This window comes from Caballeronia zhejiangensis (genome assembly GCF_000698575.1).
Taxonomy (GTDB): Bacteria; Pseudomonadota; Gammaproteobacteria; order Burkholderiales; family Burkholderiaceae; genus Caballeronia; species Caballeronia zhejiangensis.
In genome coordinates, this window is the sequence record NZ_JFHD01000009.1 from 75,140 (window position 1) to 90,099 (window position 14,960).

12 protein-coding genes are annotated in these 14,960 nt (G+C 62.8%); 8 read left to right on the top strand and 4 right to left on the bottom strand.

Annotation, left to right across the window (positions count from 1 at the left end):
* Window positions 1–87 precede the first annotated feature (87 nt).
* Window positions 88–498: a hypothetical protein gene (locus tag BG60_RS14370; protein WP_008353979.1), complete on the bottom strand. Its 411-nt coding sequence runs from the start codon at window positions 496–498 to the stop codon at window positions 88–90.
* Window positions 499–729: 231 nt separating this feature from the next.
* Between BG60_RS14370 and BG60_RS14375 the strand changes: the two genes are divergently transcribed.
* The gene (locus tag BG60_RS14375) at window positions 730–2,256 is read left to right on the top strand and encodes an AMP nucleosidase (protein ID WP_008353978.1); all 1,527 of its coding nucleotides are present in this window, start codon (window positions 730–732) and stop codon (window positions 2,254–2,256) included.
* A gap of 57 nt (window positions 2,257–2,313) precedes the next feature.
* Here BG60_RS14375 and BG60_RS14380 read toward each other — a convergent pair whose 3' ends face one another.
* A complete protein-coding gene (locus BG60_RS14380; protein WP_008353977.1) occupies window positions 2,314–3,063 on the bottom strand; it encodes an LOG family protein in 750 nt (249 codons plus the stop codon).
* Window position 3,064: 1 nt separating this feature from the next.
* Between BG60_RS14380 and polA the strand changes: the two genes are divergently transcribed.
* The 3 genes from polA to BG60_RS14395 all read left to right on the top strand — a co-directional run bounded on the left by polA (window position 3,065) and on the right by BG60_RS14395 (window position 8,384).
* Complete coding sequence (gene polA / locus BG60_RS14385; protein WP_008353976.1) at window positions 3,065–5,803, top strand: DNA polymerase I; 2,739 nt, start codon at window positions 3,065–3,067, stop codon at window positions 5,801–5,803.
* Between the two features lie 151 nt (window positions 5,804–5,954).
* On the top strand, window positions 5,955–7,319 hold the full coding sequence (locus tag BG60_RS14390; RefSeq protein WP_008353974.1) for an NAD(P)/FAD-dependent oxidoreductase: 1,365 nt from the start codon (window positions 5,955–5,957) through the stop codon (window positions 7,317–7,319).
* A 189-nt stretch (window positions 7,320–7,508) separates the two neighbouring features.
* Entirely contained in the window at window positions 7,509–8,384 is an 876-nt protein-coding gene (locus BG60_RS14395) for a dienelactone hydrolase family protein (RefSeq protein ID WP_008353973.1), read from the top strand.
* A gap of 6 nt (window positions 8,385–8,390) precedes the next feature.
* On the opposite strand, the gene BG60_RS14400 is transcribed toward BG60_RS14395, so the two are convergent.
* Together BG60_RS14400 and BG60_RS14405 are read right to left on the bottom strand one after the other, a co-directional pair.
* On the bottom strand, window positions 8,391–9,260 hold the full coding sequence (locus BG60_RS14400; RefSeq protein WP_008353971.1) for a sulfurtransferase: 870 nt from the start codon (window positions 9,258–9,260) through the stop codon (window positions 8,391–8,393).
* Window positions 9,261–9,365: 105 nt separating this feature from the next.
* Window positions 9,366–10,472: an aromatic ring-hydroxylating oxygenase subunit alpha gene (locus tag BG60_RS14405; protein WP_008353970.1), complete on the bottom strand. Its 1,107-nt coding sequence runs from the start codon at window positions 10,470–10,472 to the stop codon at window positions 9,366–9,368.
* 310 nt (window positions 10,473–10,782) lie between these two features.
* On the opposite strand from BG60_RS14405, the gene BG60_RS14410 reads away from it, so the two are divergent.
* From BG60_RS14410 to folE2, 4 genes are all read left to right on the top strand, one after another.
* Window positions 10,783–11,118 (top strand): exodeoxyribonuclease VII small subunit, encoded by a 336-nt coding sequence (locus BG60_RS14410; protein WP_008353969.1) that lies wholly within the window; start codon window positions 10,783–10,785, stop codon window positions 11,116–11,118.
* Window positions 11,115–12,002: a polyprenyl synthetase family protein gene (locus BG60_RS14415; protein WP_008353968.1), complete on the top strand. Its 888-nt coding sequence runs from the start codon at window positions 11,115–11,117 to the stop codon at window positions 12,000–12,002. The genes BG60_RS14410 and BG60_RS14415 overlap by 4 nt, the downstream gene beginning before the upstream one ends.
* An 88-nt stretch (window positions 12,003–12,090) precedes the next feature.
* Complete coding sequence (gene dxs, locus BG60_RS14420) at window positions 12,091–14,007, top strand: 1-deoxy-D-xylulose-5-phosphate synthase (RefSeq protein WP_008353967.1); 1,917 nt, start codon at window positions 12,091–12,093, stop codon at window positions 14,005–14,007.
* 146 nt (window positions 14,008–14,153) lie between these two features.
* Complete coding sequence (gene folE2 / locus BG60_RS14425; RefSeq protein WP_008353966.1) at window positions 14,154–14,960, top strand: GTP cyclohydrolase FolE2; 807 nt, start codon at window positions 14,154–14,156, stop codon at window positions 14,958–14,960.

Sequence of the window (14,960 nt, forward strand, 5' to 3'; positions counted from 1 at the left end):
AGAGGCCGGTGAACGGTGGCGCCGGGCATGCAGCCACGGTGCCGCGACCCGCCCGGAAAGAGCGGGTCCGAAGCCATCTTTAAGTGATCAGTAATGCAGGTTGATCGACGGCAGGCGCGTACTGGCCTTGCCGTTGTCGCGCACTTGCGGCGACGTGTCGGCGGGCGCGCTCATCTGATAGCGCGTGCCGAAATTGGAACGCACGTCGATTTCGACGGGCTTGCCCTTGTCGCGGAATTCGGTGATCTCGGTGCCGTTGGTGCTCAGCTCGTGATAGCTCGGTGTGCGCGGCGGCGAAATCTCGACTTTCGAGCTGACGTTCGCGGGCGGACGGTTGATGGATTTCAGATCGGGCAGGCCCGCCGCTTCTTCCGGCGACATTTTCTGCACCGCCGGTTGGGGTTCTGCGTTGGCGGCTTGCTGCGCCGGCTGCGCGAATGCGCCGAAGCTTGCTGCGGCGAGGACTGCCGCGGCGGCGGCGCAAAGGTGCGGCTTCATGATGGTTCTCCAGGCGATGGCCGGATTCTAACAAAACGGTTGCTGACTGAGCGGCGCGCGCGCAGCCAACGCCTTATTTTGCGCCGCTTTCGCGAAATTTGACTTCGAACGTCAAAAACGTGTTGCGAGGTGTGATCGCACGCACTCACGTGAGGAGGGACTTCATGGTCCGCACATTCTTCCGTGTTAATGTCGATTCATTACGAGGGCATCGAAGAAAGACACAAGATCATGACAAACGACCGGACTCAAAGCACGCAGGGCACGCCTGCCAACGATTTTCCGACCGAATCCTTCGAAGATCCCGCTGCGGCGGTCGCGCGTCTGTCGGCGATCTATGAAGCGAATACCGCATTTCTGCGCGATGCATTCGCGCGCTATCGCCGCAACGAGCAGTTCACGCATCGCGTGCGCGCGTGCTATCCGTTCGTGCGCGTGCGTACCGAGCTCAACTCGCAGATCGATTCGCGGCGCTCATATGGCTTCGTGGCGGGGCCGGGCATCTACGAAACGACGCTGACGCGTCCCGATCTTTTCGGCGATTACTATCGCGAGCAATTGCGACTGCTGACGAAGAACCATCACGTCGGGCTCGAAGTCGGTGTGTCGGCGCATCCCATCCCCATTCACTTCGCGTTCGCGGAAGGCATCCATCTCGAAGGCGATCTCGATCGCGACCGGCTGCTCGCGATGCGCAATATCTTCGATACGCCCGACCTCGCGCTGCTCGACGATCGCATCGTCAACGGCACGTACGAGCCGGGGCCGGGCGAGCCGCACCCGCTTGCGCTCTTCACGGCCGCGCGTGTCGATTTCTCGCTGCATCGGCTGAGGCATTACACGGCCACGTCGCCCACGCACTTCCAGAATTACGTGCTGTACACGAACTACCAGTTCTATATCGACGAGTTCGTGAAGCTCGGCCGCACGATGATGTCGCGCGCCGACGACGAGGAAACGCGCGCGTATCGCAGCGCGTATTCATCGTTCGTCGAACCGGGCGATGTCGTCACGTACAACGCGAATCTCGGCGAGCAGCCGGAGGAAGGCGCGCAGCCCGCGCGTCTGCCGCAGATGCCCGCGTATCACCTGAAACGCGCGGACGGCAGCGGCATCACGATGGTGAACATCGGCGTGGGGCCGTCGAACGCGAAGACGATCACGGATCACATCGCGGTGCTGCGTCCACATGCGTGGATCATGCTCGGACATTGCGCGGGGCTGCGCAATACGCAGCGTCTCGGCGATTACGTGCTGGCGCACGGCTATGTGCGCGAGGATCACGTTCTCGATGACGATCTGCCGCTTTGGGTGCCGGTGCCTGCGCTCGCGGAAGTGCAGGTTGCGCTGGAGCGCGCGGTGGCGCAGGTGACGCAGCTCGAAGGCGTCGAACTGAAGCGCGTGATGCGTACGGGCACCGTCGCGAGCGTCGATAACCGCAACTGGGAGTTGCGCGATCATCGCGAGCCGGTGCGGCGTTTGTCGCAAAGCCGCGCGGTGGCGCTCGATATGGAGAGTGCGACGATTGCGGCCAATGGATTCAGATTCCGCGTGCCGTACGGAACGCTGCTATGCGTGTCCGATAAGCCGCTGCACGGTGAATTGAAGCTGCCGGGAATGGCGGATCAGTTCTATCGCGCGCAGGTGGATCAGCACTTGCAAATCGGCGTCAAGGCGATGGAACTGCTGCGCGAGAATGGGTTGTCGAAGCTGCATTCGCGGAAGTTGCGCAGCTTCGCGGAAGTGGCGTTTCAATGATGCCTTCTGCGTGAGACGATGCGAGCGGTTCATGAAACCGCTCGCATCGAGTCTCGATTAAAGATAGAACATCCGATCCTCATCCGACTTGCTCTCAGCCGGCTGTTCGACCGATTCCTCGCGATCTTCATAGAAGCGCAACACGGCTTCGAGCACCTGATCCGGATCGTCGATGACTTGCATCAGGTCGAGATCCTTTTCGCTGATGACGCCGTTGGTCAGCAACGTGTTCTTGAACCAGTCGAGCAGGCCGGCCCAGAACTCCGCGCCGACGAGCACGATCGGAACGTGACGTGACTTCTTCGTCTGGATGAGCGTGAGCACTTCCGCGAGCTCGTCCAGCGTACCGAAGCCGCCCGGCATCACCACGACCGCGTCCGAGTTCTTCACGAACGTGACCTTGCGCGTGAAGAAGTGACGGAAGCGGAGCGAAATGTCCTGCCACTGATTGCCCGATTGCTCGTGCGGCAACTCGATGTTCAAGCCGACCGAAGGCGACTTGCCCGCGTGCGCGCCTTTATTCGCCGCTTCCATGATGCCCGGCCCGCCGCCGGATATGACGGCGAAGCCCGCGTCGGAGAATTTCTGCGCGATTTCGATCGTGAGCTGATAGTACGGCGACTCCGGTTTCAGACGCGCCGAACCATAGATGCTGATGGCAGGGCGGATCTCCGAGAGGTACTCGGTCGCCTCGATAAACTCTGCCATAATCGTGAACATCTGCCACGATGCGCGAGCCTTCTTGGCCGTCGCGCGCTCTTGATCTGCGAGCGATCGCAGACTCGGAATCACTTTTCTCTTGTTCATAATGCCTGAAGAACTAAGTCTTGAAGGTAAGACCCTGCTATTGGTCGACGGTTCTAGTTACTTGTACCGGGCCTACCATGCAATGCCGGACTTGCGAGGCCCCGACGGCGGGCCCACCGGCGCTCTGTATGGAATGATCAACATGCTGCGGCGCTTGCGGCGCGAAATCAATGCAGAGTATAGCGCGTGCGTATTTGATGCCAAAGGCAAGACTTTCCGCGACGACTGGTACGCCGACTACAAGGCCAACCGCCCTTCGATGCCCGAAGACCTCGCGAAGCAGATCGAGCCGATCCACGTCGCCGTGCGCGCGCTCGGCTGGCCGCTCGTGATGATCGAGCGCGTCGAGGCGGACGACGTCATCGGCACGCTCGCGGTCGAAGCCGAAAAGCGCGGCATGAAGGTGATCGTGTCGACGGGCGACAAGGATCTGGCTCAACTCGTGACGGATCATGTCACCCTCATCAATACGATGACCAACGAAACGCTCGACCGCGCCGGCGTGCTCACGAAGTTCGGCGTGCCACCGGAGCGCATCGTCGACTATCTGTCGCTCATCGGCGATACCGTCGACAACGTGCCGGGGGTCGAAAAATGCGGTCCCAAGACAGCGATCAAATGGCTCACGCAATACGAAACCCTTGATGGCATCGTAGAGCATGCGAACGAGATCAAGGGTGCGGTAGGAGACAATCTGCGCAAGGCTCTGGACTTCCTGCCGATGGCGCGAAAGCTCGTTACCGTGCACACGGAGTGCGACCTCACATCGCAAATCGAATCGATCGATGCGACGCTTCAATCGCGTCCCGAGTCGCGCGACGAACTGCGCGACGTGTTCCTGCGTCACGGCTTCAAGACGTGGCTGCGCGAAGTCGAAATCGCCGATGCCGTCGAAGGCCCGACCGATACGCCGCCCGCCGAAGTCACCGAAATCGTGCATCACTACGAGACGGTGCAGACATGGGAGCAGTTCGATGCGTGGCTCGAGCGCATCAATGAAGCGGAGCTCACATCGTTCGATAGCGAAACCACGTCGCTCGATCCGATGACCGCGCAGATCGTCGGCATGTCGTTCTCTGTCGAGCCGGGGCATGCGGCGTACATTCCGGTCGCGCATCGCGGGCCGGACGCGCCCGAGCAACTGCCGCGCGACGAAGTGCTCGCGAAACTCAAGCCGTGGCTCGAAGATGCATCGAAGAAAAAGGTCGGCCAGCATCTGAAGTACGACGAGCAGGTGCTCGCCAATTACGGCATCGAAATGCGCGGCGTCGAGCACGACACGCTGCTGCAATCGTACGTGCTGGAATCGCATCGTCCGCACGACATGGACAACCTCGCGTTGCGTCATCTCGGCGTGAAGACGATCAAGTACGAAGACGTCGCGGGTAAGGGCGCATCGCAGATCGGCTTCGATGAAGTGCCGCTCGACAAAGCCTCCGCGTATGCGGCCGAAGACGCCGATATCACGTTGCGTCTGCATCAGGCGCTCTATCCGCAAGTGGCGCAGGAGGAAGGCTTGTTGCGCGTGTATCGCGACATCGAAATGCCGACTTCGCGCGTGCTGCGCAAGATGGAACGAAACGGAGTCCTGATCGATCGCGAACGGCTCGAAGCGCAGAGCAACGAGATTGCGAAGCGGCTCATCGATTTGCAGGCGCAGGCGTACGAATTCGCGGGCGGCGAGTTCAATCTCGGCTCGCCGAAGCAAATCGGCCAGATCTTCTTCGAGAAGCTGCAATTGCCGGTCGTGAAGAAAACGCCGAGCGGCGCGCCTTCCACCGATGAAGAAGTGCTGCAGAAGCTCGCCGAAGACTATCCGCTGCCGAAGGTGCTGCTCGAGCATCGCGGGCTGTCCAAGCTCAAGTCCACTTACACGGACAAGCTGCCGCGCATGGTCAACGCATCGACGGGACGCGTGCATACGAACTATGCGCAGGCCGTCGCGGTGACGGGGCGTTTGTCGTCGAACGAGCCGAACTTGCAGAACATTCCGGTGCGAACGGGCGAAGGGCGGCGCATTCGCGAAGCGTTCATCGCATCGCCGGGCTGCAAGATCGTATCGGCGGATTACTCGCAGATCGAGCTGCGCATCATGGCGCACATTTCCGGCGACGAATCGCTGATGCGCGCGTTCAGGGAAGGCGAAGACGTGCACCGGGCGACGGCGTCGGAAGTGTTCGGCGTCACGCCGCTCGAAGTCGACAACGATCAGCGCCGCATCGCGAAGGTCATCAACTTCGGCCTGATCTATGGCATGAGCTCGTTCGGGCTCGCGTCGAATCTCGGCATCACGCGCGATGCGGCGAAGCTTTATATCGACCGCTATTTCGCGCGTTATCCCGGCGTTGCCGCGTACATGGAAAATACGCGCGTGATCGCGAAGGCGAACGGCTTCGTCGAAACTGTGTTCGGCCGGCGTCTGTGGCTGCCCGAGATCAATGGCGGCAGCGGGCCGCGCCGTCAGGCGGCGGAGCGCGCGGCGATCAACGCGCCGATGCAGGGCACCGCCGCCGATCTCATCAAGCTCTCGATGATCGCGGTGCAGGACTGGCTCGAAGCGTCGGGCATCGGCGCGAAGATGATCATGCAGGTGCACGACGAACTCGTGCTCGAAGTGCCCGAAGAGGCGCTGCCCGAGGTCAGGAAGCGCTTACCTGAACTGATGTGCGGCGTCGCGAAGCTGAAAGTGCCGCTCGTCGCGGAAGTGGGCGTCGGCACCAACTGGGAAGAAGCGCACTGAAATTCCCGGTGCAAGGACATATGCGCGGATGTCGCATATGTCCGACATGTTGGTGACTCGCTTGTGACTGTCACCGAAGCTCCGCACAATGTTTCAATCGAGGAAGATAAGCACGAAGGCCGATCGAATATAAAAGCACAGGGAGAGTTCCATGCATCGCTTCATCATCATCGGCGGAGGCGCAGGCGGCCTCGAACTCGCAACTCGTCTCGGCGACCGTTTCGGCTCGACGGATTCCAAAACGCCGCCGAAAGCGCAAGTCACGCTCGTCGACCGCAACCCGACGCATATCTGGAAACCGCTCCTGCATGAAGTCGCGGCGGGCAGCATGGATCCCTTCACGCAGGAACTCGAATACGCGGCACAAGCCCTGTGGCACGGCTTCGAGTTTCAGCAGGGTGAACTCGTCGGACTGAATCGGGCGGCGAAGCGCATCACGATCGGCGCGTTGCGCGATGAAGAAGCCGGCGAACTGCTGCCCGAGCGCGAGTTGGAGTACGACACGCTCGTCATCGCGATCGGCAGCACGACGCATTTCTTCGGCGTCGAAGGCGCGCAGCAGAATTCGATCGCGCTCGATACCGTCGGTCAGGCGGAGCTCTTCCGCAAGCGCCTGATCGCGGCCTGCATGCGCGCGGAGCATTTCGCACCGGAACCCGTCGCGGCGGGCGTGGACGAAGTCGACGAAGAGCCCGGCGTCGATCCCGTGCCGCGCATTCAGGTGGCGATCGTCGGCGCGGGCGCGACGGGCGTCGAATTGTCGGCGGAATTGCGCAATACCGCGCAAGTGCTTTCCGCATACGGCTTGCACAAGCTCGATCCGAAGCACGATATCGGCATCGTGCTGATCGAGGCCGGGCCACGCATTCTGCCCGCATTGCAGGAACGCGTGTCCAGCGCGACGGCGGAACTGCTGATGAAGCTCGGCGTAAAGCTGATGACGGGCGAAACCGTCGCGCAGGTCTCGCGCGACACGATCCGCACGGCGAGCGGCAAGACGATTCGCGCGGATCTCACAGTCTGGGCGGCGGGCATCAAGGCGCCCGCGATTCTCAACAATCTCGACGGACTTCCGACCAATCGTCTCGGCCAGCTCGTCGTGCGCCGCACGCTGCAAACCGAAACCGACGAGAACGTCTTCGCGCTCGGCGATTGCGCCGCGTGTCCGTGGCCCGGCAACGAGCGCAACGTTCCGCCGCGCGCGCAGGCCGCGCATCAGCAGGCGAGCTTCCTCTTCAAGTCGTTCGAGCGGATGTTGCAGGGCAAGCCGTTGCCCGAGTACACGTATCGCGATTTCGGCTCGCTGGTGTCGCTCGGCCATTACAGCGCGGTCGGCAATCTGATGGGCGGGTTGATCGGTGGCAACATGCTGATCGAAGGCCTCTTCGCGCGCTTCATGTACATGTCGCTGTATCGCCTGCATGTGGCCGCGCTGCACGGCTATGCGCGCATGGTGCTCGATACTGTCGCGCACTGGCTGCGCCGTTCCACCGCCCCGCGTGTCAAGCTGCACTGACGGAACAGATCCGCTGCGCCGTTCGTTTAAAGCTGTTTAGAATGAGCGGCGCGCTTAATGCATAACGCGCGTTCATCGTCGTGCAGCGCCGCGCGTCGTGACGCCTTGATCGCGTCGCGCGGATTTCAACGATCCTCGCCGTCGCGCGATCGAGTACGCGCCGCGACGGCATTGCCGCGGGAGCTTCGTATGCTAGACCCTGAAGTCGACAGCCTCATTCCGCACGTCCCGTTCAACCGACGCAATTTCATCAAGGCGACCTTCGGCACCGGCTTCGCGGCCGCCGTGCTGCCGGTGTCCGCGCAAACCGTTCACACCGACAGCGATGGGCTGGAAGCCGGCGCCATCGGCATACGCGGCGCGGATGGCACGCTCGTGCCGGCGTACCGCGCGCAGCCCAAAGGCAAGACGCATTTGCCGGTCATCATCGTGATTCACGAGATTTTCGGCGTGCACGAGCATATCGCCGACGTCTGCCGGCGCTTCGCCAAGCAGGGTCATCTCGCCATCGCGCCGGATCTCTACACGCGTCAGGGCGATGCATCGGCCTACAAGTCGATGCAGCAGCTCAACGAACAACTCGTGTCGAAAGTGCCCGATGCACAAGTGATCTCCGACATCGATCAGACGGTCAAATGGGCGGGCGAGCATGGCGGCGATCCGAAGCGCGTCGGCATTACCGGGTTTTGCTGGGGCGGGCGCATCACCTGGCTCTATGCCGAGCACAATCCCAATGTGAAGGCGGCCGTGGCGTGGTACGGACGGCTCGTCGGCAACAAGACCGAGAACACGCCGGCCAATCCGATCGACCTCGCGGGCCAGCTCAAAGTGCCGGTGCTCGGCCTATATGGCCGGCAGGATCAGAGCATCCCGCAGGATACGATCGAGCAGATGAAACAGGCGCTCGCGAACGACCCGCCGCCCGCGAAAGACTCGCAGTTCGTCGTCTACGACGACGCGCCGCATGCGTTCTTCGCGGATTATCGGCCGAGCTATCGCAAAGCCGACGCCGAGGACGGATGGAAGCGCGCGCTCGCGTGGTTCCGCGAGCACGGCGTCAAATAACGGCGTTCACGGATTCGGGCCGGTCGCGACGGGCCGGCCCGGATCGGCGCTCCACTCGCTCCACGAGCCGGGATAGAGCGCCGCGCCGTGCAGGCCGGCGATCTCCATCGCGAGCGCGTTATGGCATGCCGTCACGCCCGAGCCGCATTGCAGGACGACGCGGTCCGCCGGCGTCGTGCCGACGAGCGAACCGAACGCCTCGCGCAGTTCGTGCGCGGTCTTGAAGCGGCCTTCCGCCGTCAGATTGTTCTTGAAAAAGTGATTCAGCGCGCCGGGAATGTGCCCGCCGACGGGATCGATCGTCTCATTCTCGCCGCGGTAACGATCGGCGGCGCGCGCATCGATCAGCAGATGATCGCGCGTGCCGATGCTGCGCTCGATCGCCGGGGCGTCGATCGTCACCTGAAGCGGCGCGCCGGCCTTGAACGTGCCCTGCCTCTTCGGCGGCACGGCGGTATCGAGCGGATTGCCCGCGGCTTCCCAGGCCTGCAGGCCGCCGTCGAGCAACGCGACGGAATCGTGCCCGAGCCAGCGCAGCAGCCACCAGAGACGCGCGGCGTACATGCCGCCGTGGGCATCGTACGCGACTACTTGCTGGCCCTCGTTCAGGCCGAAGCTGGCCAGTTTGGCGACGAGCGCGGCGCGCTCCGGCAGCGGATGACGCCCGTTCGTGCCCGTCTTGACGCCGGACAGATCTCGATCCAGATGAAGATAGTGCGCGCCGGGAATATGCCCTTGCGCATAGGCCGCTTCGCCGGATTCGGGCGCGGCCAGATCGAAGCGGCAATCGAAGACGAGCATGCTGCCGGGCGCGGCGGCGAGCCGTTCGGCGAGATTCGCCGCCGAGATGAGCGTGGTGTAGTGGGTGTGCGGCATGACGGCTCCTGTGCGTCGCTCATGTGCGAGACTTGAACCGTTAGTCTAAACAAAAAGGCGGGCCTGAAAGCCCGCCTTTTCGTAACTCTGGCCGAACGGCCTATATCAGATCGCGCCGAGCTGATGCCGCAAGAACTCGTGGAAGTGCTGCATGCCGGATTCCATCGGGCTCTGATACGGCCCGACCTGATTCTCGCCGCGCGACATCAGCGCGCGCCGGCCCGCGTCCATGCGCTCGCCGATTTCGTCGTCCTCACGCGCGGTTTCCATATACGCAGCGCGCTCGGCCTCGATGAACTCACGCTCAAAAAGCGCGATTTCCTCGGGGTAATAGAACTCGACGATGTTCGTCGTCTTCTGCGTGCCTTGTGGAATCAGCCACGACACGACCAGCACATGCGGATACCACTCGATCATCAGACCGGGGTAATACACCATCCAGATCGCACCGAACTCGGGCGGCGCGCCGTTGCGAAAGCGCAGGACTTCGTCGTGCCACTTGCGATACGTCGGGCTGCCCGGCTTTTCCAAGTTCTTGTGGACGCCCACGGTCTGGACGCTGTACCAGTCGCCGAATTCCCACTCGAGGTTGTCGCACGACACGAAGCTGCCGAGTCCCGGATGGAACGGCGCGACGTGATAGTCCTCGAGATAGACTTCGATGAACGTCTTCCAGTTGTAATTGCACTCGTGCACTTCGACGTGATCGAACATGAAGCCCGAAAAGTCGAAGTGCTTTGCGGTGCCAAGCCTCGCGAGATCCGCGGCGACGTTGCGGCCCTCCGATTCGAAGAGCAGGCCTTGCCAGTTCTGCAGCGAAGTCTTGCCGAGGTTCAGGCAAGGCTTGTCCGCGAAATGCGGCGCGCCGAGCAGTTGACCGTTGAGATCGTAGGTCCAGCGATGCAGCGGGCAGACGATGTTGTCCGCGCTGCCGCGGCCATTGAGCATGATCGCCTGGCGATGGCGGCACACGTTGGACAGCAGTTCGATATTGTTCTGCTGATTGCGGACGAGCACGCGCCCTTCGCCTTCGCCCGGAAGCGCGAAATAGTTGCCCGCTTCGGGAACCATGAGTTCGTGCCCGACGTAGCGTGGACCTTGCTTGAAAAGTGTGTCGAGTTCGCGCGTAAGAAGCGCTTCGTCAAAGTAAGCCGTGACTGGCAGCTGACTGTGAATGGCGTTCAGCTGCAATGCATTGCTCAGATTGGACATTCCCACTCCCGTTAAGACGTGAAAGCAGTGAACAACCCAACCATCGAAGATTCGATTTAGGGAGCCCGCGATTATACCGAAATCCGCATCCTTGGGGTGCTTAAGGTCTTGATTTGGGTATAAATTGTCGCGAGAGTTCCTCGCAATCGTTGCGCCCGCGCGCTTGAATCGCACGTTCCTTCCCGATTGGCGGAGAATCCGGCAAAGCAATCTCGACGGTCCCGCGTGGACGGGATGCGGGTCGAAAATTTGGCTTTTGCCGTAGAATGTGCGACTTGGTTCCAAAAATTCAATTGCACATCCACGATTCATGGCGAAGACCGCTGTCCAGGAAACAGGCGAGCAAACCGGCGCAAGCGCACAGAGCGCGGACGCCGCCCCGCTTCCCGAGAATTACGAGGCGGCGCTGGCAGAACTCGAATCGCTCGTCGCGCGCATGGAAGAGGGCGCGCTGAGCCTCGAGGAATCGCTTGCGGCATACCGCCGCGGCGCAGCGCTTGTCGGCTTTTGCCAACAGCAACTCGAAAAAGTTGAGCAGCAGGTACGCGTTCTCGATGGCGAGACGCTCAAACCGTTGCCCGCCGAGGTGCAGCGCGCCACGCAGGGTGCCGGAGCGACGAACGACGACGGGGACGACGACCTATGACCTTCGAACAATGGATGCGCGCGACGCTCGATCGCGTCGAGACGGCGCTGGAACACTATCTTCCGGGCACGGACGTCGCGCCGGCGCGCCTGCACGAAGCCATGCGCTACGCGGTGCTGGGCGGCGGCAAGCGCGTGCGGCCCCTGCTCGTCCACGCGGCGGGCGAGCTGACCGGCGCGAGCGCGCAGGCCGTCGAAGCGGCGAGCGCGGCACTCGAAATGATCCACGTCTATTCGCTGGTGCATGACGATATGCCCGCCATGGATGACGACGCGTTGCGTCGCGGCAAGCCTACCGTACACATCCAATATGACGAAGCGACGGCACTGCTCGTCGGTGACGCGCTGCAATCGCAAGCGTTCGTCGCATTGACGGCGGAAGGCAACGGTCTGAGCGATGCCCAGCAAGCCGCGCTCGTGCGCGAGCTGGCGGTCGCGAGCGGCTCGCTCGGCATGGCGGGCGGTCAGGCGATCGACCTGGAAAGCGTCGGCCGCAAGCTGTCGCGCCCCGAGCTCGAGACGATGCATCGCAAGAAAACAGGTGCGCTGCTGCGCGCATCGGTCCGCATGGGCGCGCTCGCGGGCACGCATCCGGGCGCGGAAGCGCTGACGTCGCTGGATCGGTATGCGGCAGCGATCGGTCTCGCATTCCAGGTCGTCGACGACATCCTGGACGTCACCGCCGATTCCGCCACGCTCGGCAAGACCGCCGGCAAGGACGCGCAGCACGACAAGCCCACTTACGTATCGATCATCGGGCTCGATGCGTCGCGCGAACTCGCTGCGCAACTGGGCCGCGACGCGCACGCCGCGATCGAGCCGTTCGGCGCGCGCGGCCAGCGTCTCGCCGAGCTTGCCGACCTGGTCGTGAACCGGGTGAATTGATTGTTGAACGCGTGACGAACCCCACGGTGCGAAGAAAGAAACAATCGCACCGAACGAATCACGCCAGTTTTCCTAAAATGGGACGACGATGTACGACTTGCTGAAAACCATCGACGATCCGGCCGATCTCCGCGCCCTCGATCGCCGCCAATTGCAACCGCTGGCCGACGAGCTGCGAGCCTACGTGCTCGATAGCGTGTCCCAGACGGGCGGCCATCTGTCGTCCAATCTGGGCACGGTGGAGCTGACCATCGCGTTGCACTATGTGTTCGATACGCCTAATGACCGCATCGTCTGGGACGTCGGTCATCAGACGTATCCGCACAAGATCCTGACCGGCCGCCGCGATCAGATGCCGGGGCTGCGCCAGCTCGGCGGCATCTCCGGTTTCCCGCGCCGCGCCGAATCCGAATACGACACCTTCGGCACCGCGCATTCGAGCACGTCGATTTCGGCTGCGCTCGGCATGGCGATCGCCAACAAGCTGCAGGGCGACAACCGCTTTTCGATCGCCGTGATCGGCGACGGCGCGATGACCGCGGGCATGGCCTTCGAAGCGATGAACAACGCGGGCGTCGCCGACGACGTGCCGCTGCTCGTCATCCTCAACGACAACGACATGTCGATTTCGCCGCCGGTCGGCGCGTTGAATCGCCATCTCGCGCGTCTGATGTCGGGCCGTTTCTACGCCGCCGCGCGCGCGGGCGTCGAACGCGTGCTGCGCCATGCGCCGCCCGTGCTCGATCTCGCGCGCAAGCTCGAAGAGCACGCGAAGGGCATGATCGTACCGGCCACGCTATTCGAGGAGTTCGGCTTCAACTACATCGGCCCGATCGACGGTCACGATCTCGATTCGCTGATCCCGACGCTGCAGAACATCAAGGAACTGCGCGGCCCGCAATTCCTGCACGTCGTCACGAAGAAAGGCCAGGGCTACAAGCTCGCGGAAGCCGATCCGGTGCTGTATCACGGTCCGGGCAAGTTCAATCCGGCTGAAGGCATCAAGCCGTCGACGGCGCCATCGAAGAAGACTTACACGCAGGTGTTCGGCGAATGGCTGTGCGACGCCGCAGCGCAAGACTCGCGCGTGGTCGGCATCACGCCGGCGATGCGCGAAGGCTCCGGCATGGTCGAGTTCGAGAAGCGCTTCCCGGACCGCTATTTCGATGTCGGCATCGCCGAACAGCACGCGGTGACCTTCGCGGGCGGCCTGGCCGCGGACGGCATGAAGCCGGTCGTCGCCATCTATTCGACCTTCCTGCAACGCGCGTATGACCAACTGATCCACGACGTCGCGCTGCAGAATCTGCCAGTCGTGTTCGCGATCGATCGCGCGGGCCTCGTCGGCGCGGACGGCGCGACGCACGCGGGCAACTACGATCTCGCGTTCCTGCGCTGCATCCCGAACATGACGGTGATGGCCGCGTCGGACGAAAACGAGTGCCGCCAGATGCTCTACACGGCGCTGCAGCAGCCGAACCCGACGGCCGTGCGCTATCCGCGCGGCGCGGGCACCGGCGTGGCGACGGTCAAGCAGATGACCGCGATTCCGGTCGGCAAGGGCGAGATTCGCCGCGAGTCGTCGCAAAAGCTGGGCTCGGGCAAGCGCATCGCTATTTGCGCGTTCGGCACGATGGTCGCGCCGTCGCTCGCCGCCGCCGAGGAACTGGATTTGACCGTCGCCAACATGCGCTTCGTGAAACCGGTCGACGCCGATCTGCTGCGCGAACTCGCCGCCACGCACGACGCGATCGTCACGATCGAAGAAGGCACGATCATGGGCGGCGCGGGTTCCGCGTGCGTCGAAGCGCTGCTTGCAAGCTCCATCGTGAAGCCCGTGCTGCAACTCGGCTTGCCGGACGTGTTCATCGATCACGGCGATCCGGCCAAGCTGCTGTCGAGCGTCGGACTGGACGCGGCTGGCATCGCCAAGTCGATTCGCGAGCGCTTCATCGACGCAATCGAAAGCGCCAACGCAGGGAAGCTGACGAAGCGCGTCGCCTGACGACGCTTCGCTCGAACGGCGCGCTCGGGGTGCGCCGTGCATCAACGCTTTGGCACACGGCGCGGGCATCGTCCCGCGCCGTGTGCGCTTGAACGTATCGACCCGCTCGCGTCTTGCGCGACGCGCGGCGCATAAGGACAAAACAAATGAATCAGATGAATCCCGCCTTCGTGATGCCCGACGTCCAGAGCACGCCCGACACGCGTCAGATCGCGATTCAGCGCGTCGGCGTCAAGGGCGTGCGCTATCCGCTGACGGTGCTGACGGAAGACGGGCTGAAGCCGACCGTCGGCGTATGGAACCTCGACGTGCATCTGCCCGCGGAACAGAAGGGCACGCACATGTCGCGTTTCGTCGCGTTGCTGGAAGAGCACCGGCTGCCGGTCGATCAGCACGCGCTGCGCGGATTGCTCTCGCTGATGCTGGCGAAGCTCGAAGCGCACTCCGGCCGTATCGAAGTGACGATGCCGTACTTCGTCATGAAGACCGCGCCGGTCTCGGGCGTGAAGAGCTTGCTGGACTACGAAGTGACGTTTATCGCCGAGCGGCGTGACGGCGACACGCGCATGTCGATCAAGGTGCTCGTGCCGGTGACGAGCCTGTGCCCGTGCTCGAAGAAGATTTCGCAGTACGGCGCGCACAACCAGCGCTCGCACGTCACGATTGCGGCGGAATTGGCCGACGAGATGGCGGTGGAGGAACTGATCCGCATCGCCGAGGAAGAGGCGTCGTGCGAACTGTGGGGCTTGCTGAAGCGTCCGGACGAGAAGTTCGTCACCGAGCGCGCGTATGAAAATCCGAAGTTCGTCGAGGACCTCGTGCGCGATGTCGCGACGCGCCTGAACGCCGACGCGCGCATCGTCGCCTATACGCTCGAAGCCGAGAACTTCGAGTCGATCCACAATCACAGTGCGTATGCCGTGATCGAGCGCGACAAGCGCCGCGACGCCTGA

Bases quoted from the DNA above. Each gene is read 5' to 3' on its own strand.
- BG60_RS14370 (WP_008353979.1), bottom strand. From the start codon at position 498: ATGAAGCCGCACCTTTGCGCCGCCGCCGCGGCAGTCCTCGCCGCAGCA.
- BG60_RS14375 (WP_008353978.1), top strand. From the start codon at position 730: ATGACAAACGACCGGACTCAAAGCACGCAGGGCACGCCTGCCAACGAT.
- BG60_RS14380 (WP_008353977.1), bottom strand. From the start codon at position 3,063: ATGAACAAGAGAAAAGTGATTCCGAGTCTGCGATCGCTCGCAGATCAA.
- polA (WP_008353976.1), top strand. From the start codon at position 3,065: ATGCCTGAAGAACTAAGTCTTGAAGGTAAGACCCTGCTATTGGTCGAC.
- BG60_RS14390 (WP_008353974.1), top strand. From the start codon at position 5,955: ATGCATCGCTTCATCATCATCGGCGGAGGCGCAGGCGGCCTCGAACTC.
- BG60_RS14395 (WP_008353973.1), top strand. From the start codon at position 7,509: ATGCTAGACCCTGAAGTCGACAGCCTCATTCCGCACGTCCCGTTCAAC.
- BG60_RS14400 (WP_008353971.1), bottom strand. From the start codon at position 9,260: ATGCCGCACACCCACTACACCACGCTCATCTCGGCGGCGAATCTCGCC.
- BG60_RS14405 (WP_008353970.1), bottom strand. From the start codon at position 10,472: ATGTCCAATCTGAGCAATGCATTGCAGCTGAACGCCATTCACAGTCAG.
- BG60_RS14410 (WP_008353969.1), top strand. From the start codon at position 10,783: ATGGCGAAGACCGCTGTCCAGGAAACAGGCGAGCAAACCGGCGCAAGC.
- BG60_RS14415 (WP_008353968.1), top strand. From the start codon at position 11,115: ATGACCTTCGAACAATGGATGCGCGCGACGCTCGATCGCGTCGAGACG.
- dxs (WP_008353967.1), top strand. From the start codon at position 12,091: ATGTACGACTTGCTGAAAACCATCGACGATCCGGCCGATCTCCGCGCC.
- folE2 (WP_008353966.1), top strand. From the start codon at position 14,154: ATGAATCAGATGAATCCCGCCTTCGTGATGCCCGACGTCCAGAGCACG.